The organism is Sphingobium sp. SA916, from assembly GCF_002894065.1.
Lineage (GTDB): Bacteria > Pseudomonadota > Alphaproteobacteria > Sphingomonadales > Sphingomonadaceae > Sphingobium > Sphingobium fuliginis.
In genome coordinates this window covers 153486-175793 of the sequence record NZ_LXYF01000041.1, presented here as the reverse complement: position 1 = coordinate 175793, position 22308 = coordinate 153486, and the positions used below count along the sequence as shown (strand labels likewise).

Annotated in this window: 18 protein-coding genes and 2 tRNA genes; 11 read left to right on the top strand and 9 right to left on the bottom strand. The window is 62.6% G+C overall.

Going from position 1 to position 22308, the window contains the following annotated elements; genetic code table 11:
• The first annotated feature begins 104 nt into the window (after nucleotides 1-104).
• The 4 genes from A8G00_RS13335 to A8G00_RS13320 all read left to right on the top strand — a co-directional run bounded on the left by A8G00_RS13335 (nucleotide 105) and on the right by A8G00_RS13320 (nucleotide 6418).
• Entirely contained in the window at nucleotides 105-1265 is a 1161-nt protein-coding gene (locus A8G00_RS13335) for an efflux RND transporter periplasmic adaptor subunit (protein WP_099185727.1), read from the top strand.
• Between the two features lie 3 nt (nucleotides 1266-1268).
• Entirely contained in the window at nucleotides 1269-4445 is a 3177-nt protein-coding gene (locus A8G00_RS13330) for an efflux RND transporter permease subunit (RefSeq protein ID WP_103000896.1), read from the top strand.
• A 5-nt stretch (nucleotides 4446-4450) separates the two neighbouring features.
• Nucleotides 4451-5851, top strand: a complete 1401-nt coding sequence (locus A8G00_RS13325) for an efflux transporter outer membrane subunit (protein WP_103000895.1) — start codon at nucleotides 4451-4453, stop codon at nucleotides 5849-5851.
• 81 nt (nucleotides 5852-5932) lie between these two features.
• A complete protein-coding gene (locus A8G00_RS13320; protein WP_103000919.1) occupies nucleotides 5933-6418 on the top strand; it encodes a methylated-DNA--[protein]-cysteine S-methyltransferase in 486 nt (161 codons plus the stop codon).
• 14 nt (nucleotides 6419-6432) lie between these two features.
• Here the strand turns inward: A8G00_RS13320 and A8G00_RS13315 are convergent.
• From A8G00_RS13315 to dapB, 4 genes are all read right to left on the bottom strand, one after another.
• Nucleotides 6433-6509 (bottom strand) — tRNA-Arg (locus A8G00_RS13315).
• Between the two features lie 74 nt (nucleotides 6510-6583).
• Nucleotides 6584-7015: a hypothetical protein gene (locus A8G00_RS13310; protein WP_061938857.1), complete on the bottom strand. Its 432-nt coding sequence runs from the start codon at nucleotides 7013-7015 to the stop codon at nucleotides 6584-6586.
• Nucleotides 7016-7062: 47 nt separating this feature from the next.
• A complete protein-coding gene (gene nth, locus A8G00_RS13305; protein ID WP_044662448.1) occupies nucleotides 7063-7713 on the bottom strand; it encodes an endonuclease III in 651 nt (216 codons plus the stop codon).
• Between the two features lie 6 nt (nucleotides 7714-7719).
• The gene (gene dapB, locus A8G00_RS13300) at nucleotides 7720-8484 is read right to left on the bottom strand and encodes a 4-hydroxy-tetrahydrodipicolinate reductase (RefSeq protein WP_103000894.1); all 765 of its coding nucleotides are present in this window, start codon (nucleotides 8482-8484) and stop codon (nucleotides 7720-7722) included.
• Nucleotides 8485-8671: 187 nt separating this feature from the next.
• Here dapB and A8G00_RS13295 point away from each other — a divergent pair, with 187 nt between their 5' ends.
• On the top strand, nucleotides 8672-9370 hold the full coding sequence (locus tag A8G00_RS13295; protein WP_103000918.1) for an NAD-dependent deacylase: 699 nt from the start codon (nucleotides 8672-8674) through the stop codon (nucleotides 9368-9370).
• Between the two features lie 172 nt (nucleotides 9371-9542).
• Here the strand turns inward: A8G00_RS13295 and A8G00_RS13290 are convergent, their stop codons facing one another.
• The 3 genes from A8G00_RS13290 to A8G00_RS13280 form a co-directional block, all read right to left on the bottom strand.
• Nucleotides 9543-10568 carry a FecR family protein gene (locus A8G00_RS13290; RefSeq protein WP_103000893.1) on the bottom strand — a complete coding sequence of 342 codons (1026 nt, stop codon included), beginning with the start codon at nucleotides 10566-10568 and terminating at the stop codon, nucleotides 9543-9545.
• A complete protein-coding gene (locus A8G00_RS13285) occupies nucleotides 10486-11091 on the bottom strand; it encodes a sigma-70 family RNA polymerase sigma factor (protein ID WP_048575718.1) in 606 nt (201 codons plus the stop codon). The genes A8G00_RS13290 and A8G00_RS13285 overlap by 83 nt, the downstream gene beginning before the upstream one ends.
• A gap of 146 nt (nucleotides 11092-11237) precedes the next feature.
• Nucleotides 11238-11429 (bottom strand): hypothetical protein, encoded by a 192-nt coding sequence (locus A8G00_RS13280; RefSeq protein WP_103000892.1) that lies wholly within the window; start codon nucleotides 11427-11429, stop codon nucleotides 11238-11240.
• Between the two features lie 145 nt (nucleotides 11430-11574).
• Between A8G00_RS13280 and A8G00_RS13275 the strand changes: the two genes are divergently transcribed.
• From A8G00_RS13275 to A8G00_RS13250, 6 genes are all read left to right on the top strand, one after another.
• Nucleotides 11575-11659 (top strand) — tRNA-Leu (locus A8G00_RS13275).
• Nucleotides 11660-11728: 69 nt separating this feature from the next.
• On the top strand, nucleotides 11729-13342 hold the full coding sequence (gene tig, locus A8G00_RS13270) for a trigger factor (RefSeq protein WP_103000891.1): 1614 nt from the start codon (nucleotides 11729-11731) through the stop codon (nucleotides 13340-13342).
• 246 nt (nucleotides 13343-13588) lie between these two features.
• Nucleotides 13589-14566, top strand: a complete 978-nt coding sequence (locus tag A8G00_RS13265; RefSeq protein WP_044662442.1) for a glycosyltransferase family 2 protein — start codon at nucleotides 13589-13591, stop codon at nucleotides 14564-14566.
• Nucleotides 14567-14679: 113 nt separating this feature from the next.
• Entirely contained in the window at nucleotides 14680-15315 is a 636-nt protein-coding gene (clpP, locus tag A8G00_RS13260) for an ATP-dependent Clp endopeptidase proteolytic subunit ClpP (RefSeq protein ID WP_007685070.1), read from the top strand.
• 135 nt (nucleotides 15316-15450) lie between these two features.
• The gene (clpX, locus tag A8G00_RS13255; protein WP_007685071.1) at nucleotides 15451-16719 is read left to right on the top strand and encodes an ATP-dependent Clp protease ATP-binding subunit ClpX; all 1269 of its coding nucleotides are present in this window, start codon (nucleotides 15451-15453) and stop codon (nucleotides 16717-16719) included.
• 365 nt (nucleotides 16720-17084) lie between these two features.
• Nucleotides 17085-20414, top strand: a complete 3330-nt coding sequence (locus A8G00_RS13250; RefSeq protein ID WP_103000890.1) for a TonB-dependent receptor — start codon at nucleotides 17085-17087, stop codon at nucleotides 20412-20414.
• Nucleotides 20415-20463: 49 nt separating this feature from the next.
• Here A8G00_RS13250 and mtgA read toward each other — a convergent pair whose 3' ends face one another.
• Nucleotides 20464-21159: a monofunctional biosynthetic peptidoglycan transglycosylase gene (gene mtgA, locus A8G00_RS13245; protein ID WP_048575722.1), complete on the bottom strand. Its 696-nt coding sequence runs from the start codon at nucleotides 21157-21159 to the stop codon at nucleotides 20464-20466.
• Nucleotides 21160-21363: 204 nt separating this feature from the next.
• Nucleotides 21364-22278 carry an RNA polymerase sigma factor RpoH gene (gene rpoH / locus A8G00_RS13240; RefSeq protein ID WP_025548839.1) on the bottom strand — a complete coding sequence of 305 codons (915 nt, stop codon included), beginning with the start codon at nucleotides 22276-22278 and terminating at the stop codon, nucleotides 21364-21366.
• Between the last annotated feature and the right edge of the window lie 30 nt (nucleotides 22279-22308).

Below are 22308 nucleotides of genomic sequence, written 5' to 3'. Positions count from 1 at the left end.
TCTTTTTTACTCTTGAACAAATTGTGGCATGTTCCTACCTGCCGCGCAAGCGGAATGAACGTTCATTCCAATTGAAGCCACCAGTGGAAACGGAGCATCGACCGATGCAAAAGGGGATTTTTGTCGGACTGTTCGCCTGCGCGTCGGCCCTTGCGCTGGGCGCCTGTGGCGAGCAGCAGCAGCCTGCGCCGCCGCCGCCCGCGGTCGGTGTGGTGAAATTGACGGTGGAAAACGCTCCGTTGACGACCGAGCTTCCCGGCCGCATCGCCGCAGTGGAAACGGCAGAGGTCCGGCCCCAGATCAGCGGCGTCATCCGCCGCCGGCTGTTCACCGAAGGCGCCGTGGTGCGTGCGGGCCAGTTGCTCTACGAGATCGAGGATGCGCCCTATCGCGCCGCCCTGGGGCAGGCGCAGGGCGCGCTCTCTCGGGCGCAGGCATCGATCCGGGCGACGGGACTGCAGGCGCAGCGTTACAAGGAACTGGTCGGCATCAACGCCGTCAGCCGGCAGGAGGCTGACAATGCCGCCGCCTCGGCCCAGCAGGCGCGCGCCGATGTCGCCGCGCAGCGGGCGGCGGTGCAGGCCGCGCAGGTGAACCAGGATTTCACCCGCATAAGGGCCCCCATTTCCGGGCGGATCGGCCGTTCCCTGTTCACGCCGGGCGCGTTGGTGCAGGCAGGACAGGCGGACCCGCTGGCGACGATCCAGCGGACCGACGTCGTCTATGTCGACGTGACCCAGTCGGCCGCGCAGATCATCGACCTCAAGCAGGCGATGAAGGCAGGCGGCGTCAGTGCCGCCGACGGCGCGCGGGTCCAGTTGCTGCTGCCCAATGGCAGCGTCTATCCGATCGAGGGGCGTCTGCAATTTTCCGAGGTGACGGTCGATCCCAGTTCGGGCGCGGTAACGCTGCGTGCGACCTTCGCCAATCCGGACGGCCTGTTGCTGCCCGGCATGTATGTGCGGGCCAGGCTGGTCGAGGGCCAACGCAGCCAGGCGATCCTTGCGCCGCAGCAGGGCATCACCCGCGATGCGCGGGGCCGGGCCACCGCCATGGTGGTGGGTGCGGACAACAAGGTCGAACTGCGTCAGGTCGAAACCGACCGGGCCATTGGCGACAAGTGGATCGTCACCAAGGGGCTGAAGGCGGGAGACAGGCTGGTCGTGGAGGGCCTGGTGAACCTGCGGCCCGGAACGGTCGTGAAGCCGGGCGCGCCGCAGCAGGTGACGGCGGGCAGGCAGGCGAATGCCGGCGGGGCGAACTAAGCCATGGCCCGCTATTTCATCGACAGGCCCATCTTCGCATGGGTCATCGCCATCGTCATCATGCTGGCCGGCATTCTGGCCCTGCGCTCGCTGGCCGTGGCGCAGTTTCCGGAGATCGCGCCGCCCGCGGTGACGATCGCGACCACCTATCCGGGCGCGAATGCGGAAACGCTGGAAAGCACGACGACGCAGATCATCGAGCAGCAGCTCAAGGGCATCGACAATCTCCGCTACTTCTCGTCCAGCAGCGATTCGGCGGGCAACCTCACCATCACCCTGACCTTCGAGCAGGGAACGGATGCCGACATCGCGCAGGTCCAGGTCCAGAACAAGCTGGCCCAGGCCACCCCCCTGTTGCCGCAGGAAGTGCAGCAACAGGGGCTGCGCGTCACCAAATCCACCTCGACCTTCCTGATGATCATGGCCGTCTATGCCGATGACGGCATTCATGATCAGCAGGATGCGGGCGATTTCGTCGCTTCCGCCCTGCAGGATCCGATCAGCCGCGTCGACGGCGTGGGGGATACCCAGTTGCTGGGCGCGCAATATGCGATGCGCATCTGGCTCGATCCCTATAAGATGGCCAATCTGGGCGTCACCACCGGCGACGTCAAATCCGCCATACGCGCCCAGAATGCGCAGGTTTCCGCAGGCCAGATCGGCGGCACGCCGTCGCCCCGCGGCCAAGCGCTGAACGCCACCGTGACGGCGCAGTCGCGCCTCAGGACCCCAGAGGAGTTCCGGCAGATCCGGCTGCGCAGCAACAGCAACGGATCGGTCGTCTATCTGGCGGATGTCGCCAGGGTGGAGTTGGGTGCGGAAAGCTACAGCTTCGGCGCGAGGTTCAATGGCCATCCGGCCGCCGGCTTCGGCGTAAGGCTGGCGCCGGGCGCCAATGCGCTCGATACGGTGGAAGGCGTGAAGAACCGGGTCAACGAACTGTCGAAAACCTTCCCGAGCTGGGTCAAATACGACTTCCCGGTGGACAATTCGACCTTCGTGAAACTGTCGGTGGAGCAGGTCATCCACACGCTGTTCGAAGCGACGCTGCTCGTCTTCGTGGTGATGTTCCTGTTCCTTCAGAACTGGCGCGCCACGCTGATCCCCACCATTGCGGTGCCGGTCGTGCTGTTGGGATCGCTGGCGATCCTCTATGCGGCGGGGTTCACCATCAACACGCTGACGCTGTTCGGCATGGTGCTGGCGATCGGCCTGCTGGTCGACGACGCCATCGTCGTGGTCGAGAATGTCGAGCGCATCATACAGGAAGAGGGGCTTAGCCCGAAGGAAGCCGCGAAGAAGTCGATGGACGAGATCAGCGGCGCGCTGATCGGCATCGGCCTGGTGCTGTCGGCGGTGTTCCTGCCCATGGCGTTCTTCGGCGGGTCGACGGGCGTGATCTTCCGCCAGTTCTCCATCACCATCGTGTCCGCCATGGTGTTGTCGGTGCTGGTCGCGTTGATCCTAACGCCTGCGCTCTGCGCGACGATCCTGCGGCCCCGGGGGCACAGCCATGTCTGGACCGGCCCGCTGGGGTCGCGCTTCGGCCGCTTCTTCGACTGGTTCAACCGGACTTTCGACCGCAATGTCGTGCGATACGGCGCGACCGTGGAGAAGGTCGAGCGGCGCTGGGGCCGCACGATGCTGGTCTATGCGTTGATCGTCGCGGGGATGGCGCTGGTCTTCCTGCGCCTGCCTGGCGGTTTCCTGCCCGATGAAGATCAGGGCATCATCATCAACCAGGTGTCGCTCCCGACCGGGTCGACGCTGGAGGAGACCGAACGGACGCTGGCGAAGGTGCGCGATCACTATATGACGGACGAAAAGCAGAATGTTGCCGCCGTCTTCACCATCTCCGGCTTCGGCTTCGTGGGCCAGGGCCAGAATGTCGGCCTCGCCTTTGTCAGGATGAAGGACTGGTCGCAGCGCGAGGGCGCCGACAACAAGGTGTCCGCCATCGCTTTGCGCGCCAATGGCGCGTTCCAGCGGATTTCCGCAGGCATGGCGATCGCCTTCGTGCCGCCCGCCGTGCAGGAACTGGGCAATGCCACCGGCTTCGACTTTCAGCTCGTGGACCGCGCCGGGCTGGGCCATGACAGGATGCTGGAGGCGCGCAACCAGTTGCTGGGCATGGCCATGGCCGACAAGCGGCTGGCGCAGGTGCGCCCCAACGGGCTGGAGGATACGCCGCAGCTCAAGCTCAACGTCGATCAGGCGGCAGCGGGCGCGCTGGGCATCGCCCAGTCCGACGTCAACGATACGATCAGCACGGCGATGGGCAGCAGCTACGTCAACGACTTCATCGACCGCGACCGGGTGAAGCGCGTCTATGTGCAGGCCGATGCGCCGTTCCGGACCACGCCGGATTCGATCGGCGTGCTGCATGTGCGGGGAAGCGGCGGCGCGATGGCGCCGATCTCTTCCTTTGCGACGACCGAATGGACCCATGGCCCGGCGAAGCTGGAGCGGTTCAACGGCGTGCCGTCGATGCAGATCATGGGTGCGCCCGCGCCGGGCGTTTCGACCGGCGAGGCGATGAAGGCGATGGAGGAGATGGCGGCCAAGCTGCCGGCAGGCGTCGGTTATGAATGGAACGGCATTTCCTATGAGGAGAAGACCTCCGGCGGGCAGGCGCCGGCGCTTTATGCGCTGTCGATGCTGATCGTGTTCCTGTGCCTGGCCGCGCTTTATGAAAGCTGGTCCGTGCCCATCGCCGTGATGCTGGTGGTGCCGCTGGGCGTGTTCGGCGCGGTGGTCGCCGCGATGCTGGTCGGCCTCAACAACGACATCTACCTTCAGGTCGGCCTGATCACGACCATCGGCGTGTCGGCCAAGAACGCCATCCTGATCGTCGAATTCGCCGAGGAGAAGATGCGCGAGGGGCTGCCACCCGCGCGGGCGGCGCTGGAGGCGGGCAAGCTGCGCCTGCGGCCGATCCTGATGACCAGCTTCGCCTTCGTCTTCGGCGTGCTGCCGCTGGCGGTGGCGAAGGGCGCGGGCGCAGGCGGCCAGAACGCCATAGGCTGGGCCGTGGTCGGCGGCATGCTGTCCGCGACGGTGCTCGCCATCTTCTTCGTGCCGGTCTTTTTCACCGTCGTGAAGCGGCTGTTCCGCGAACATCATGGCAAGGATCAGGGCGGGCATGAGGGCGGCGCCCGGCTGGGTCCGCAGGAGGCATGAGGATAATGAACAAGATGAAGCCGTTTTCGGCGGCTGCTCTGGCGCTGACGCTCGCGGCCTGCGACATGGCGCCCAAATATGTGCGCCCTGCCTTGCCGGTGCCGGCGGGGAGCCCGCAGGGGCCGGCCTATCCGGCTGGGCAGGGGCAGGCGATCGTTCCGGCGGATATGGCCTGGAAGGATTTCTTCGTCGATCCCCGCCTGGCGCGGGTGATCGAGACGTCGCTGGCCAATAATCGCGACCTGCGTGTCGCCCTTGCCAATGTCGAGCAGGCGCGGGCGCAATATCGCGTGCGGCGGGCGGACATATTTCCCACTGTGAACGCCAGCGGCAGCGCCACCTATCAGGACACGCCCTTCTCGCAGGTCGGGACGGGCCGGATGGACATCTATTCGGCGTCCGTGGGCGTGTCGGCCTGGGAAATCGACCTGTTCGGCCGGGTGCGCAACCTCAGCAGGGCGGCGCAGGAACAATATTTCGCATCGGTCGAGAACCGGAATGCGGCGCAGACCGCGCTGGTCGCAGAGGTCGCGAACGCCTGGCTCGCCATGGCGGCGGATCAGGAGCGGCTGAGGATTGCGCGCGATCTGGAAAAAGCCTTCGGCCAGACGCTGGACCTCACCAAGGCCCGCTTCGCCAAGGGGATCGCGTCGGAACTGGAAGTGCGGCAGGCGCAGACCAGCCATGACCGGGCGCGGTCCGATATTGCCGAAGCGACGACCCTGGTGGCGCAGGACCAGAATGCGCTGAACCTGCTGGCCGGTATGACGGTGGCGGCGGAGGACTTGCCGGCGGCGATGCCGGATGGCGACGTCACCCTCTCCAACCTGCCGGCCGACCTGCCTTCCACGGCTTTGCTGCGACGCCCGGACATCATGGCGGCCGAACATCAGTTGCTGGCGGCCAATGCCAATATCGGCGCGGCGCGAGCAGCCTTCTTCCCGAATATCTCCCTGACTGCGGCGTTCGGGACCTTGAGCCTTGGCCTGTCCAATCTGTTCAAGTCGGGCAGCGACACATGGTCGGTGGTGCCGTCCGCCAGCCTGCCGATCTTCGATTTCGGCCGCAACAAGGGCAATCTGCGTTATGCGCGGGCCACCTATGACGCGATGGGCGCCACCTATGAGAAGAGCGTGCAGACGGGTTTCCGCGAAGTCGCCGATGCGCTTGCCCGGCGCGGTACGATGACGGGGCAAATGGAGGCGCAGACATCGCTGCGGGATGCGGCGCGGGTAAGCTATCGCCTGTCGGAAGCGCGGTTCCGCGCCGGCGTCGATCCCTTCCTGACCACGCTGGATGCGCAGCGGACGCTCTATAATGCCGAACAGAGCCTGCTGGCGACAAGGCTGGCGCGCGCCGCGAACATGGTCGAACTGTATCGCGCGATGGGTGGCGGCCTGAAATGATCTTTGACCGCAAGCGGCGGGAAGGCGGCCATGCATGTCATGCCCCATGCTGGCGTCGGCAAAGGGTTGAAAGGACAGGGCATGACTTATGCATATCGGACGCTGGCATCGCCCGTCGGTGAACTGACGCTGGTCGCGTGCGAGGCGGGGCTGGCGGCGGTCCTGTGGCAGGATGACGATCCCCGGCGGGTGCCCATGGGGCAGCGGACCGAAAGGGGCGATCATCCGGCGCTGGAGGAAGCGGGACGGCAACTGAATGAATATTTCGCCGGGCAGCGGGAGACGTTCGATCTGCCGCTGCATTTCAAGGGCACGGATTTTCAGAAAAGCGTCTGGACCGCGCTGCTGACCATCCCCTTTGGAGAAACGCGCAGCTATGCCGATATTGCGCGCCAGATCGGGAGACCGTCCGCCTGTCGCGCAGTGGGTGCCGCCAATGGGCGCAACCCGATTTCCATCATCGCGCCGTGCCACCGGGTGGTGGGCGCCAACGGCGCACTGACGGGCTTTGCAGGCGGCTTGAAGGCCAAAAGCTATCTGCTTGGTCTGGAGAGAAAATTTCTCTGACATCCATTCGAAAATGGCGCACCCAAGAGGATTCGAACCTCTGGCCTTTGCCTTCGGAGGGCAACGCTCTATCCAGCTGAGCTATGGGTGCGTGTCGCTGGTGCGAAGGGCCGCTTAGCAAAGCCCAATCGCTCGCGCCAGCATCAAAATCGCCTCAGGCCAAAGTTATTTCGCCATTTTCTGCATCGGCTGGAATTTTCCGAGGCCGCAGCTCGGTCCACGCTGCAATCCGCCAGTCTGATAGAGCACCGTGATGATGTCCACCGAGCAGAGCTGGGACAGGCTGGTCTTGTAGAGGAAGCGCCGCTCGAAACCCAGGCTGGGGCAACTCATCGGCAGGATATTCCGATAGACCTTGTTGCCGTTCATGATGAAATCGATGGTCCTGTCGTCGCGGACCTCGGTGGAGCGGATCGCATTCAGTTGAACGCAATCGACCGGCTTGCCGGCGGGGACCAGATTGTCCGGAGCCTTCCCGGCTAGGGCAGGGGCAGCCGTGCAGGCGAGTGCCGCGGCCAGGGCGAATTGGCGGATAAGGGGGGCAGACATATCGTCTCTCCTGTTGACTGTTCGGATGACGTCGCGGGAGCCTGTCATCCGTCCTGTCGCTCCTTCTACCGCGCGGCGGCTGAACCGCGCAATAATCAGGGGCTGGTGCCGGGCGCGGGAGTCTTGGGCTTGAAGCGGCAGAGGTCGGCCACGATGCAGCGCCAGCATTCGGGCTTTCGCGCCTTGCAGACATAGCGGCCATGCAGGATCAGCCAGTGATGGGCATCGCGGCGGAAGGGGCCGGGAACGTTTTTCTCGAGCTTCAGTTCGACGGCAAGCGGCGTCTTGCCCGGCGCGAGGCCGGTACGATTGCCGACACGGAAGATGTGGGTGTCGACCGCGAATGTTTCCTGCCCGAACGCGGTGTTGACCACGACATTGGCGGTCTTTCGTCCGACGCCGGGCAGGGTGGTCAGGACATCGCGATCCTGCGGCACTTCTCCGCCGAAATCGCGCAGGAGGATTTCGGACAGGGCGATGACGTTCTTCGCCTTGGCGTTGAAGAGGCCGATGGTCTTGATATGCTGCTTCAGGCCTTCTTCGCCCAGTTCCACCATCTGCTGTGGCGTGTGGACATCGCGGAAGAGCGCGCGGGTCGCCTTGTTGACGCCCACATCCGTCGCCTGCGCGGAAAGCACCACCGCGACCAGCAACTGATAGACATTGCCATATTCCAGCTCCGTTCGGGGCGCCGGATTGGCTTCAGCGAGGCGGCTGAAGAAATCGAAGATCTGGTCCTTCTTCATCGGCGTTTACAGGCCCAGCACGCCTTTCATGTCGTAGCGGCCGACAGGTTGGCCGATCAGCCATTGGGCTCCCTTCACCGCGCCCCGCGCGAAGATGACGCGGTTTTCAGCGCGATGGCCGATTTCGATCCGCTCGCCCTCGGCCGCGAGGATCACCTGATGGTCGCCCGCCACCGATCCGCCGCGCAATGCCGCAAAGCCGATCGCACCCCTGGCCCGTGCGCCGGTGATGCCGTCGCGCCCGCGTTCGCTATGGTTGGCAAGAGCGATGCCGCGCCCGCGCGCGGCGGCTTCGCCCAGCAACAGCGCAGTGCCGGAAGGCGCATCGACCTTATGACGATGGTGCATTTCGACGATCTCTATGTCCCAATCGTCGTTGAGGCGCGCCGCAGCCTGTTCCACCAGCGCCGCCAGCAGGTTGACGCCCAGAGAGGTATTGCCGGTCTGGAGGATCGGGACTTGCCTTGACGCTTCGTCGATCAGCGCATGGTGCGCGGATTCCAGTCCGGTGGTGCCGATGAGGATCGGCTTCTTCGCCGCAATGCAGGCGTCCAGATGGGCCGACAGGGCGGCGGGCACGGAAAAGTCGATCAGCACGTCGCTTTGCTCGGCCAGGGCAAGCGGATCGGCAGTGATGGCGATGCCGGGGGCAAGCTCTCCCGCGCAACCGCGGTCGGTGCCTCCGGCGATTTCCAGCCCAGCCTCCTGAGCGACCTGCGCGATGGCGCGTCCCATGCGGCCAGCCGCTCCGAAAATCCCGATCCTTGTCATCAGCCTCATTCCCTGGAAGGTCGGATGGCCGATGCCAGAACGGGCCGGGCTTGTCATCCCCGCGGTACGGAAATGGACGATAAATGGCTGGTGAGGCCAAGCCAATGATCCGTTCTGCAAAAACGATGTCCGGATGATCCCGAATGCGGCATAGCCATGACATGCAACCATGGCGCCGGAAGAAGAGATGGACGACATTCGCAATATCGTGATCCTGACCGGTGCGGGAATTTCGGCGGAAAGCGGCCTTGCCACCTTTCGCGGGCCCGATGGCCTGTGGGAGGGGCATCGGGTCGAGGATGTGTGCACGCCCGAAGCTCTGGCGCGGAATGCCGCGCTGGTGCATCGCTTCTATGACGAGCGGCGGGCCAGGCTGGATGAGGTGAAGCCCAATGCCGCGCACGAGGCGCTGGCGGCGCTGGATGCGGCATGGCCGGGCGAGTTGCTGATCGTCACGCAGAATGTGGACGATCTGCACGAGCGGGCCGGGGCGAAGCGGCTGGTCCACATGCATGGCGAGTTGCGGTCGGCGCTCTGTGCGGCTTGCGGCAAGGCGGTGCCATGGACGCCGGCTCTGCCCCCCGGCTCGGCCTGCGGCGGGTGCGGGCGTCCGGCCCTGCGCCCCGACATCGTTTTCTTCGGGGAGATGCCCTATCGGATGGATCTGATCGACGATGCCTTGCGGCGGTCCGACCTGTTCGTTTCGGTGGGCACTTCCGGGGCAGTGTATCCGGCGGCGGGATTCGTGCAGACCGCGCGCCATGTGGGCGCCCGGACGCTGGAGTTGAATCTGGAGCCATCGGCGGGCAGCTTCTATTTCGAGGAAAGCCGTATGGGGGCGGCGAGTATCCTGGTGCCGGAATTGGTGCGGGAATTATTGGGGTAGTCCGGAACGGGCCGCTTCGCATGGCCATTGGACCGAAAGCGGATTCTTCTGCTGCGGTCCGGTCGTGCCATCTCGCCTGAGATCCCGGGGTTCGCCCGGATGACGGGGTGAGAGGCCGGGGGACCATGGCGATAATGCCTGGGGATGAGGGGGAGTGTTTTGCTTCCCGCTCCTATTCGCCGGCGGCATTGTCCGCTGGCTCCGGCTCATCCTGATAGAGCAGCATGACCGAGCCGTCCTGTCCAGCGACCACCCGGATGGGCAGGCTGAGTTGCAGGGCGGAGAGGAATTCCTTGCTGTCGGTGATACGGAAGCGGCCGCCGATGCGGAGCGATGAGACCCGGGTGTCCCCGATCAGGATCGGCGCCGCACGGTAACGGTTGAACTCGCTCGCGGCCTGTTCAATGGTCTCTCCGTCCAGTTCCACCATCTGTTCGCGCCAGGCGGTCCGCTGGCCGATGAGGCGCGGGTCGAGATGGGTGAGCGACACGCTGCGCGGCTGGATGACGGCGCCGCTGCCGGCGCTGATCTGCTGGGCCAGATCGTTGCCGGAATGCACCGTGACGGTGCCCTGCGTGACGGTCAGTTCGACCAATGAAGGGCGCAACCGCACGTTGAAGGCGGTGCCGACGGCGCGGATGACGGCGGAGCGGGCCTCCACGTCGAAGGGGCGGGAGCGGTCGTGGGCAACGTCGAAAGAGGCTTCGCCCTTCAGGATGCGGACCTTGCGGCCATGATCGGTGAAGCGGACCTCGGCGGCGCTGTCGCTGTTGAGATGCAGGGTGGAGCCGTCGTCCAGCGCGATGTCGCTGATCTGGCCGATCCGCGTTTCATAATGGTCGACGCCGCTGAAGGTGCGGACCGTGACGATGGCAGCGACGATGAACAGCATCACCGCGACGGCGGCGGCGATCATGATGTTGCGCGACAGGCGGCGCTGCTGCTCCTCGCTGACGATGGCTTCCAGCGGGGGCAGGTTGACTTCGGCGGCCGCGCTCTTGAGCCGTTCGGCCGCTTCCCAAGCGGCTTCGGCCCGCGCGAACGCTACGGCATGACGGGGATCGGCTTCGACCCAGCGACAGATTTCCGCTTCGACCTCGGGACGAGGATCGCCATTAAGCCTTGCCAGCAGGCGCGCGGCTTCCGCCTCGATCTTGTCCCTGCTTTCGTAGCCCGAATCTGGTCCCGACGCCTGCACGTTCGAAATCCGTTTCCTCACGTTCCGCCCAGGCCCGCATAACTATTGCGATCGCTTTGGCCAGATGTTTTTCAACTGTAGAAACGGACAGGGACATTTCCTCCGCTATTTCCAGCATCGATTTTTCATGGATACGGCGGAGAATGAAGACCCGGCGGCATTGTGTCGGAAGCGAATCGACGATCGTCTCGACCTGTCGCAGGGCCTCGCGAGCGTGAAGCTGAGCCTCCACATTATTTTCGCCCTGCAGCAGTTCCAGGTCGGCAATGGTTTCGAAACTCACCACCTTGTTACGGCGCGCGGTGTCGATCACCAGATTGCGGGCTATGGTGAAGAGATAAGCCCGACCGGTCGTCACATTTTCCCAATTTTCAGTGGCATAGGCGCGGGCGAGTACCTCCGCGACCATGTCTTCCAGTTCCTGATTGGCAGGCAGGATCCTCCGGAGGCGCCCTCTGAGAGCAGCTTCCTGTGGTAGGATCACTGTCTTGAACCATTCCAGCTTAGCGCGAACCCTGTGCACGATGACCCCCTTGCTGTCAGCCGCGCCTCTCCCGAATTCATCTGTTTGTCATAGTTCAATCATGGATGCAGGGGCCTGTCCAGCGATTGCGCAGGCATTATTTCCCGTTTCTGTGGAAAACCCACGCTCTGTGACCAAAATGTCGATCAGACGGGAGGGAGTTCGGGCGGCGCGCTGTCCGGCTGGTCGAAATCGGGACCATTGGGCACGATTTCCGGCGGCTCGCCGGCGGGAGTTTCGTGGGGCGTGAGGGGCGCAGGGGTTTCCGGCGGCGATTGAGGGTCGATCCTGTCGGGGGGCGGCACGCCGTCGGGCGCCGGGTCGGGATGGGTGGCCATGGCTGTCTCTCCTTGATATGAGGGGTTACGCCCGGCCGGGCGGATGGGTTCCGTTCGGACTTATCCACCGGTTATCCACAGGCTGGACCTCTGGGCCTTGCTTCATGGGTCGCTTTTCTCTATGCCGCGCCGACCGGCGACCGATGCGGGCGTGGCGAAATTGGTAGACGCGCCAGATTTAGGTTCTGGTATCGCAAGATGTGGGGGTTCGAGTCCCTTCGCCCGCACCAGTGCGCCAGACTCTATAGGATGCGCAGGCGCCAACGAAATTCAGCTTTAGAAAGCGTTTGAGAGAAGAGATGCAGACTGTCGAGACGTTGAACGAGGGCCTGAAGCGCGCCTACACCGTGACCATCACGTCGAAGGACATCGACGCCCGCGTGGAAAAGGAAGTGGCCGCCATCGCGCCGCAGGTCCGCATGCCCGGCTTCCGCCCCGGCAAGGTGCCCGCCAACCTCGTCAAGAAGATGCATGGCGAATCGCTGCAGCGCGATGCGCTCAACAGCTCGATCCAGGACAGCATCCAGAAGCTGATCGCTGACCAGAAGCTGCGCCCCGCGATGCAGCCTTCGGTCGAGCTGGACGAGGCCTTCGAATTCGGCAAGGACGCCGAGGTGAAGGTCGAGCTGGAAGTGCTGCCCGAGATCGCGGCGCCGAGCATCGAAGGGCTGAAGCTGGAGCGTCTGACCGTCGAGGTCGCTGATGCGCAGGTGGATGAAGCCGCTGGCCGCATCGCGACCCAGCAGGGCGCGCTGGAAGAGCATGCCGCCAGCCACAAGGCGAAGGACGGCGATACGCTGACCATCGATTTCGTCGGCAAGATCGACGGCGAGGCCTTTGAGGGCGGTTCGGCCGAGGACGTGAAGCTCAAGATCGGCTCGGGCCAGTTCATCCCGGGCTTCGAGGAGCAGCTTGCCGGCGTCAAGAAGGGTGACGAGAAGACCATCACCGTCACCTTCCCGGAAGATTATGGTGCGGCGCACCTCGCCGGCAAGGAAGCGACCTTCGACATCACCGTCAAGGCGATCCTGAATGCCGACAAGCCCAAGCTGGACGATGATTTCGCCAAGTCGCTGGGCCTGGGGGGTCTGGACAAGCTCAAGGAACTGCTGAAGGGCCAGATCGAGCAGGAACATAATGGCCTGACCCGCACCCATATGAAGCGCAAGCTGCTCGACCAGCTCGCCGCTGCCCACGATTTCGACGTGCCGCCGAGCATGGTCGAGGCCGAGTTCAACCAGATCTGGGCGCAGCTCCAGCACGAAGCCAGCCATGAGGAAGACCCCGAAGCGGCCCTCAAGGAGATGGAAGCGGAGAAGGAAGACTATCGCGCCATCGCCGTGCGCCGCGTCCGCCTGGGCCTGCTGCTTTCGGAAATCGGCCAGGCCAATGGCGTTGTCGTCAGCGATCAGGAAATGAACCGCCTGATCATGCAGGCAGCCCAGCAGTACAGCCCGCAGGACCGCGAGCGCTTCGTGCAATATGTGCGTCAGGACCCGATGGCGGCCGCGCAGCTCCGTGCGCCGCTCTATGAGGACAAGGTGGTGGACTTCCTGTTCGAGAAGGCGGAGATCACCGACCGGGCCGTCAGCCGGGAAGAGCTGGAAGCCGCGATCGAGGCTGAGGATGGCGATCTGAAGCCGCACGTCCATGGTCCGGGCTGTGGTCATGATCATGACCATGATCATGACGAAAAGCCCAAGGCGAAGAAGGCTGCGCCGAAGAAGAAGGCTGCCGAGGCCGAGGAAGCGGCTCCGGCCGAGGCTGCCGCCGAAGAGGCCCCGGCCAAGAAGGCTCCGGCCAAGAAGGCCGCCGCCAAGAAGGATGAGGCCGTGGCTGAGGAAACCGCTGCCGAGGACAAGCCCAAGGCCAAGAAGGCTCCGGCCAAGAAGGCTGCCGCCAAGGCTGAATAAGGCCTTTTCGGTCTGACTGGACAAGCGCCCGGCTTCGCAAGGAAGCCCGGGCGCTTTTCATTTCGGGCGCGGCATGGCAGACGAAATGTTAGTGAGGTCCGTTCATATCGAGAGGGGGCAGGATCGGGGGAGTCGAACTCCTGCCAAGGCAGGATTCCAGTCCGGCCGTTTGAATTGGTTCCTGCCTTCGCAGGAACATGCCGTGTTTCCTAGGTGATGCGGCGGCGCTAAAAAGGTTTCAGGTCGATGAAGGAATTTCCGGCAGTGGAAAGCGGGGAGGGCGTTGCCACGCCGAGGATCGCCGTCATCCTGCCCTGCTATAATGAGGCCGGTGCGATCGTTCGGACGGTGGGGGATTTCCGGCGGGCGCTCCCCTCCGCCGAAATTTACGTGTTCGACAACAACAGCACGGACGGCAGCCGCGAACTGGCAGCTGGGGCTGGGGCTATCGTCCGCCGCGTGGCGCAACAGGGCAAGGGCCATGTGGTGCGCCGCATGTTCGCGGACGTGGATGCCGACATCTACATCATGGCGGATGGCGATGCGACTTATGAGGCTGCGGCCGCTCCAAAGATGGTGGCGGCAATGCTGGAAGACAATCTCGACATGGTCGTGGGCGCAAGGCGGAGCGAGATTGAGGAGGCCTATCGGCGCGGGCACCGCTTCGGCAATTGGGCGCTGACCAGCCTGCTCAAGCGGCTGTTCGGACGCAGCTTCACGGACATACTTTCCGGATACCGTGTCTTCTCCCGACGGTTCGTCAAGAGCTTCCCCGTCCTTTCCGCCGGGTTCGAGATCGAGACGGAGATCAGCGTCCACGCGCTGGAACTCGCCATGCCCGTGTCGGAGGTGGTCACCGCCTACGGCGCGCGGCCGGAAGGATCGGTCAGCAAGCTCAGCACCTATCGCGACGGCTGGCGCATCCTGCGGACGATCATCACCCTTTATCGCATCGAACGGCCGATCCTGTTCTTCGGCATCATCGCTGCCCTGCTGGCGTTGACGGGACTGGTCCTGGCGGCGCCGCTGATCCTCACCTATATGAAAACGGGGCTTGTGCCGCGCTTTCCGACCGCCATATTGGTGACGGGCCTCATGATCCTCGCCACGCTTTCGGGCATGTGCGGCCTTATATTGGACACCGTGGTGCGCGGGCGGCGGGAGGTTCGCCGGCTTGCCTATCTCGCCTTCAAGGCGCCATCCGACTTCGCCCGGCGCGACTGATTGCGCCCCGTTCGGCCGGGCAAACAGACCGCGTTTCACGCGACCCCTTGAACAGTCCGCTTTTTGTGCCGATGTAGAGAACGGGCAAAAGCAACACACCCTGAAAGAGCAAAATGACCGATATCATGTCCGATCCCATGGCCGCTCTGGTCCCTATCGTCATCGAACAGTCGAACCGGGGCGAGCGCAGCTTCGACATCTATTCGCGCCTGCTGCGGGAGCGGATCATCTTCGTCACCGGCCAGGTCGAGGATCATATGGCCTCGCTGATCGTCGCCCAGTTGCTGTTCCTTGAGTCGGAAAATCCGAAGAAGGACATCTGGATGTACATCAACTCGCCCGGCGGGGTGGTGACGTCCGGCATGGCGATCCACGATACGATGAAATATATCCGCCCGCAGGTGGGCACCGTCTGCATCGGCCAGGCGGCCTCCATGGGCAGCTTCCTGCTCGCGGCGGGCGAGCCGGGCAAGCGCATCGCGCTCAGCAACGCGCGCATCATGGTGCACCAGCCATCGGGCGGCGCGCAGGGCATGGCGTCGGACATCGAAATCCAGGCCAAGGAAATCCTGCGCATCCGCAGCCGCCTCAACAACCTCTACGTCCAATATACCGGGCGTTCGCTGGAGGAAGTGGAGCGCGCCATGGACCGCGATACCTTCCTGGAGGCGGAGGAAGCCAAGGCCTTCGGTCTGGTCGACGAAGTGTTCGACCGCCGGCCGGCCATGGCGGAAACCCCCGAGGGCTAAAACCTATGTTTACCGCACGCGCCCTTTTCTCCCCTTGTGAAACGGGCGCGTCGCGGTCTAGGATGATCCTAGGACCAGAATATCCCTCGGCATGGGGCGGCTGTTCGCCTCAAAAGAGGGAAGAGAGATTGGCGAATGACTAAGCTTACGGGCTCCGATTCTAAAAGCACGCTTTACTGCTCCTTCTGCGGCAAGTCGCAGCATGAGGTGCGTAAGCTGATCGCGGGGCCGACCGTGTTCATCTGCGACGAGTGCGTGGAACTGTGCAACGACATCATCCGGGAGGAGACCAAGGGCGGTCTCGTCGGCAAGAAGGATGGCGGCGTGCCGACCCCGCAGGAAATCTGCGATGTGCTGGACGATTATGTGATCGGCCAGAACCGGGCGAAGCGCGTCCTGTCGGTTGCCGTCCACAACCATTACAAGCGCCTCAACCACGGCACCAAGCCGGGCGAGGTGGAACTGGCCAAGTCCAACATCCTGCTGGTCGGTCCGACCGGCTGCGGCAAGACGCTGCTGGCGCAGACGCTGGCCAAGACGTTTGACGTGCCCTTCACCATGGCCGACGCGACCACGCTGACCGAGGCGGGTTATGTGGGCGAGGATGTGGAGAACATCATCCTCAAGCTGCTCCAGGCGTCGGACTATAATGTCGAGAAGGCGCAGCGCGGCATCGTCTATATCGACGAGATCGACAAGATCAGCCGCAAGGCCGAAAATCCGTCGATCACGCGCGACGTGTCGGGGGAGGGCGTGCAGCAGGCGCTGCTGAAGCTGATGGAAGGTACGACGGCTTCGGTTCCGCCGCAGGGCGGGCGCAAGCATCCGCAGCAGGAGTTCCTCCAGGTTGATACGACCAACATCCTTTTCATCTGCGGTGGCGCGTTCGCGGGCCTGGAAAAGATCATCGGCGACCGTCTGGAGGCCAAGTCGATCGGCTTCGGTGCTCATGTCGCCGCGCCCGAGGAGCGAAAGACCGGCGAACTGCTGCGCCAGAGCGAGCCGGAGGATCTGCTGAAATTCGGGCTCATTCCTGAGTTCGTCGGCCGTCTGCCGGTGATAGCGACGCTGGAAGATCTGGACGTGGCTGCGCTGGTCAAGATCCTGGTTGAGCCGAAGAACGCACTTGTGAAGCAATATGCCAAGCTGTTCGACATGGAGAATGTCGAACTCAGCTTCACCGACGATGCCCTGACCGCCATTGCCAAGAAGGCCATCGAGCGGAAGACGGGCGCGCGCGGGCTTCGCTCGATCCTGGAGGCCATCCTGCTCGACACCATGTTCGACCTGCCTTCGATGGAGGGCGTGGGAGAAGTGGTGGTCGACAAGGATGTGGTCGCCGGCAGCAAGGAGCCGATTCGCGTGTTCAGCGAAAAGGACAAGCGGGCCGAAGACGCGGCCTGAATCGATCCCACTTTTTGAAAGCTATAAGGGGCCGGTGCATTTCGCCGGCCCCTTTTTGCTGTCCATGATGCGCGTGCGCAAAAATTTTTGCTGCGTTGCAAAATTGCACCAGTGTCAGGCGGTAGTAGGGACCGTCCATAAATAGCGTAAAATCAATTATTTAACGGGGATATTCCCTCCCTAATGGAATGCATTTGACCATATCCCGGCTGCTGTCACTCTAAAACTGTTATATTGTCGTAAAACTGTAATCGGAGCATCACAGGGCCGTCGTCACGCATCGTTAGGCGGTGGCGGACTCAATAAAGTGAGTGACTTAAGGGTTTGCCAGTCGGGGTGGCTGGTGGCTCCAAAGGGGAATGTAAATGAGGGATCTCAAGATTTTTCTCGCCGCATCTGCGGCGGCCGTCGGTGTTGCAGGCGCACTTGTTGCTCCCGCGCATGCGCAGGAAACGACATCGACCATTCGCGGTAATGTGACAAGCAATGGCCAGCCGGTTGCTGGCGCGCAGGTTAAGGTAACGCATGTGCCCACTGGCACTGTATCGAATGCCGTTACCGATTCCTCCGGTGGCTTTACTGCTGCCGGTCTGCGCGTTGGCGGTCCTTATACGGTAGAAGTCATTGCATCCGGCTATACAACCTCGACCGTCACCGACATTCAGACAGCAGTAGGACAGACCTTTGCTTTGCCCGTCGAACTGGCGCAGGAAGGCGAGGCGATTGTGGTGACCGCTTCACTTGTACGGGGTGCTGGCAACATCTCGGCCGGTCCCGCAAATGTCATGACAGCTGAGGAAATCAGCAAGATTGCTTCGGTCAATCGCGACATTCGCGACATTGCTGCGCGCGATCCGTTCGCGACTTTGGATACCAGCCAGACGACAGGCCGCCAAGTGTCCTTCGCCGGACAGAATCCACGTTTCAACCGGTTCACTGTCGATGGGGTGCCGATCACGGATAGCTTCGGCCTCAATCCCGATGCCTTGCCGTCGCGTCGCGGCCCGGTTCCACTCGACTCCATTGGTCAATTCGAAACCAAGGTTGCGCCTTACGATATTCGTGAAGGCTTCTTTCAGGGCGGCGTATCCAACGCGATCCTGAAATCGGGTACCAACGAATTTCATGGCACCGCTTTCTACACCTTCAGCTCAGACGAATTGACGGGTAAGAAGACCAAATCCTATATCCTCAACCCGACCGGCCGGATCGTCCAGCCCAACTTCACCAGCAAGGATTTCGGCGCGGAGATTTCCGGCCCGATCATCAAGGATAAGCTGTTTTTCATGATAGCGGCGGAACGCGTGCGCGCCGCCCGTCCGGTCGCCTTTGGTACGCAGGAGGATAATGCCGGCACGCCCGTCATCGGTGCGCGCGACGCCGATCTGGAACGGATCACCCAGATCGCTCAGGACAGATATGGCTATGATCCAGGCGGTATCCTGCGTTCTGACGGGGACAAGGACGATCGTGTCGTTGCAAAGATCGACGCCAATCTTTCAGATACGCAACGTGTTTCGCTGACAGGCCTCTACACCAAAGACGAACTGAATGTCAGTACGACGACAGGAACGCGCGACCTGGGGCTTGAATCCAACGCCTACCGGAAGCCGAACAAGATGAAGGCCGGCATCGTCAACTGGAACGCCGATTGGACCGATCGTTTTTCAACCGAGGCGCGCGCGCTTTACAAGACCTATGACAGCGGGCAGTTCCCTCTGATGGGTCGCAGCGCGCAGATGTCGATCTGCGCTGCGCCTGTGTCGGACCGAAATACCGGCGGAGCAGTCACGACCAATGTAAGCACCGTGTGCCCCACCGGCACGCCGCAGTTCGTTCTGGGCGCTGGGGGGCCGAGCCAGTCCAACGTCCTTAAAATCCGCACCTGGGGTGGTTCGGTCTCGGCCAAGCTGAAGGCGGGCGATCATAATTTCCGCATGTTGGCGGAATGGAACCACACAAAGTCGTTCAACATGTTCGTGAATCCCTCAGCCGGAACTTATTATTTCGACAGCATTCAGGATTTCGCCAACGGCACAGCGCAATCGTTCAGCTACAACAATGCCGGATCGCTCGATCCTGCAGACGCTGCCGCGAGTTTCTCCTATGATGCCTACACTTTCGGCCTGCAGGATGATTGGCGGATCAACAGCCAACTGACAGTTGGGATAGGCGTGCGTTACGACCTGTTCGGCATGGACAGCAAGCCCGCGGTGAATCCCAACTTTTCGCGCCGTTACGGCTTCACCAATGCCAGCAACATCGGAGGCATCGGGTTAGTGCAGCCGCGTTTCGGCTTCACCTATAAGCCGACGCCTCGCCTGACGATTCGCGGTGGCGGTGGTATCTTCGGTGGCGGTGCACCGGACGTCTATATCGGCAACAGCTTCTCCAACACCGGCGTGATCAATACATCGATTTCGGCGCGCCAGACCGATGGCGGAGTTTATCAGTTGAACGGCGCGACCAATCCGTCTGCGGCATCTATCCTGACCAACCCTTCCTTTACCACCGTTCCGGCGGCGGCGGATGTCGCGGTCCAAGCGGCGGCGGCGGGCCTATCGTCCAATCCCAATGCGACCACATCCCTCAATGCGATTGATCCGAATTTCAAGGCGCCGAACCAATATCGCGGGACTTTGTCGGTGGATTACGAGGCCAATTTTGGCGCACTGGGGGATGGCTGGCGTTTTGGCGCAGACCTGCTTTATTCCAAGGTGCGCAGCCAGGTGATGGTCGTCGATTTGCGATCGGTGCCGATCCCTGGGTCGTTCACGCCGGATGGCCGTCAGCGTTATCGGAACCTCATCCTTGCTGCCAATGGCCAGCCGCTAAATGACACGGGCCAGGATCTGCTTTTGACCAATACCAAATATGGTCGCGGCTGGATCGGCGTGCTGCGTGCTGAAAAGAGTTGGGATTGGGGTCTGACGCTCAGCGGCGCCTACACCTACCAGGACGTGCGTGACGCGGGAGCGCTTACATCCTCGCAGGCTGGTTCGATCTATGGCAACGGCGCCAATTATGATGCGAATTTCGGCGGCCGAGGTCATTCGAACGATGAAGTTCGTTGGGCCTTCCGCTATAATGCCTCATTCGAGCGGGCGTTCTTCGGTGACTACAAGACGCGGATAGACATCTTCGGTACGACCCGCGCCGGTTCGCCCTACAGCTACACCATGCAGGATCTGTCAGGTCAGCGTTCGGGCGTGTTCGGCACGGCCGGTAGCGCGTTGCGGTATCTACTATATGTGCCGACGGAGAACGATCCAAAGGTCGTTTATGATAGCGACGCGACGCGTGACCGCATCAATGCGATCATCGAAGGCTCCGGTCTGAAGAACTATCGCGGGCAGATAGCGCCGCGCAACGCCTTCCGGTCCAAGGCCTTCACGCGCATCGACTTGCATGTAGAGCAGGAGGTGCCGCTGCCGTTGGGCACCCGCTTCTCTCTGTTCGCGGATGTCGAGAATTTCACCAATCTGCTGAATCACAAATGGGGCCAGCAGTTGCGGTCGAGCTTCCCGTTCCGTAAGGTCGTAACCAAGGTCAGTTGCGTGGCTGCGGGTGCCAATGCCTGCGCGCAGTATAGATATGAGCAGCCTTCATCCGATACGGTACTGGCGGACGAACTGGTGACCACCAACGGATCGTCGCTTTATGCAATCCGTATCGGCGCCCGCATCAGCTTCTGATCAACGGGATGATGAGAAAGGAAAGGGCGCGGAGAAATCCGCGCCCTTTTCATTTCAGGCAGCTATCCAGCCCGTCGCGCTGGACAATACCGATGCGCGCGGTGATGCTGTTGCCATAGCGGCGGGTGAAGCCATGAGGGTCGATGGCTTCGCGCTTCTTGGGAAGAGGCAGGACTGCGGCGATGCGGGCGGCCTCTGCACGGGTCAGTCGCTGGGCGCCGTGGTGGAAATAGCGGATCGCGCCAGCCTGCGCGCCATAAGTGCCGATGCCGGTTTCCGCGACATTCAGATACACCTCCATGATCCGGCGCTTGCCCCAGATCGCTTCGATCAGGAGCGTGAACCAAGCCTCCAGCCCCTTGCGGACGAAACCGCCGCCCTGGAACAGGAAAACATTCTTTGCGGTCTGCTGGCTGATGGTCGATCCGCCGCGGATGCGGCCGCCGCTCGCATTGTGCCGCATGGCCTGAGCGATGGCGACGGCGTCGAAGCCATGATGGCTGCAAAAGCGGCTATCCTCCGCAGCGATGGCGGCGCGCGCCATGTCCGGGTCCATCTTGTCCAGGCTCATCCAATCCTTGGTGATGCCGTTGGGGTCCAGCAACATCGTCCATGTCACGGGCGGCGGCACGAAGCGATAAATCACCACCATCAACAGAGAGAGGGCAACGAAACCACCGATGATCTTGAGGATGATCCCGATCCAGCGGGAGCGGCGGCGAGGGGAAGCGGACTTGGCGTTCATACTGCCGTGGTAGCGCGGATGCCGGGCGGTTCAAGATGGGAGAAGGCCACTCTTAGCGCCGACGAAAGCCGGGCTCATGACGCCGGGTGCACATTTGCTGCCTGAGATCCCGGTTTAGCGCGGATCACGAATGATTACTGAGTGGGTGAGCGAAAAAAAAGCCCCGGATTTCACTCCGGGGCTCCTTTGCGCTTTGCCATCCGATCAGACAGCGGCGAGCCGGGAGATTTTACCCAGCTTGTCGCCTGCAATCCGCATCATCGCCTTTTGCAGCTTCTCGAAAGCGCGGACCTCGATCTGGCGGACGCGCTCACGGCTGACGCCATAGACTTGCGAGAGTTCCTCGAGCGTCTTGGGCTCTTCCGCCAGGCGCCGTTCGGCCAGAATATGCTTCTCCCGATCGTTGAGGTCGTCCATTGCCTCCACCAGCATGTCGTGGCGCAGTTCGCTCTCCTGCTGGTCGGCGACGCGTTCGTCCTGGAGCGGATCGGTGTCAGCCAGCCAATCCTGCCACTGGCCCTCGCCATCCTCGCGCATCGGCACGTTGAGCGACGTGTCGCCGCCCATCGCCATGCGGCGGTTCATGGAGATGACATCCTCCTCCGTAACGCCCAGATCGGTCGCGATCTTCCTGACGTCGTCGGGGTGCAGGTCTCCATCCTCGAACGCTTCGATATTGTTCTTCATCCGGCGCAGGTTGAAGAACAGCTTCTTCTGCGCAGCGGTGGTGCCCATCTTCACGAGGCTCCAGGACCGCAGGATGAATTCCTGGATCGACGCGCGAATCCACCACATGGCATAGGTCGCAAGACGGAAGCCGCGATCCGGCTCGAACTTCTTCACGCCTTGCATCAGGCCGATATTGCCTTCGCTGATCAGCTCGCTGACCGGTAGGCCATAGCCGCGATAGCCCATGGCGATCTTCGCCACGAGACGCAGATGCGAGGTCACGAGCTGGGCAGCGGCCTCGGAATCCGCATGCTCGGCATAGCGCTTCGCGAGCATATATTCCTGCTCGGGCGTCAGAATCGGAAATTTGCGGATTTCCGACAGATAGCGGTTGAGGCTGGCTTCACCGCCCAGCGCCGGAACCGCGGGGACATTGCTTTTATCAGCCATGTCGTCACCTTTCCCTTTCATGCGCGGCGG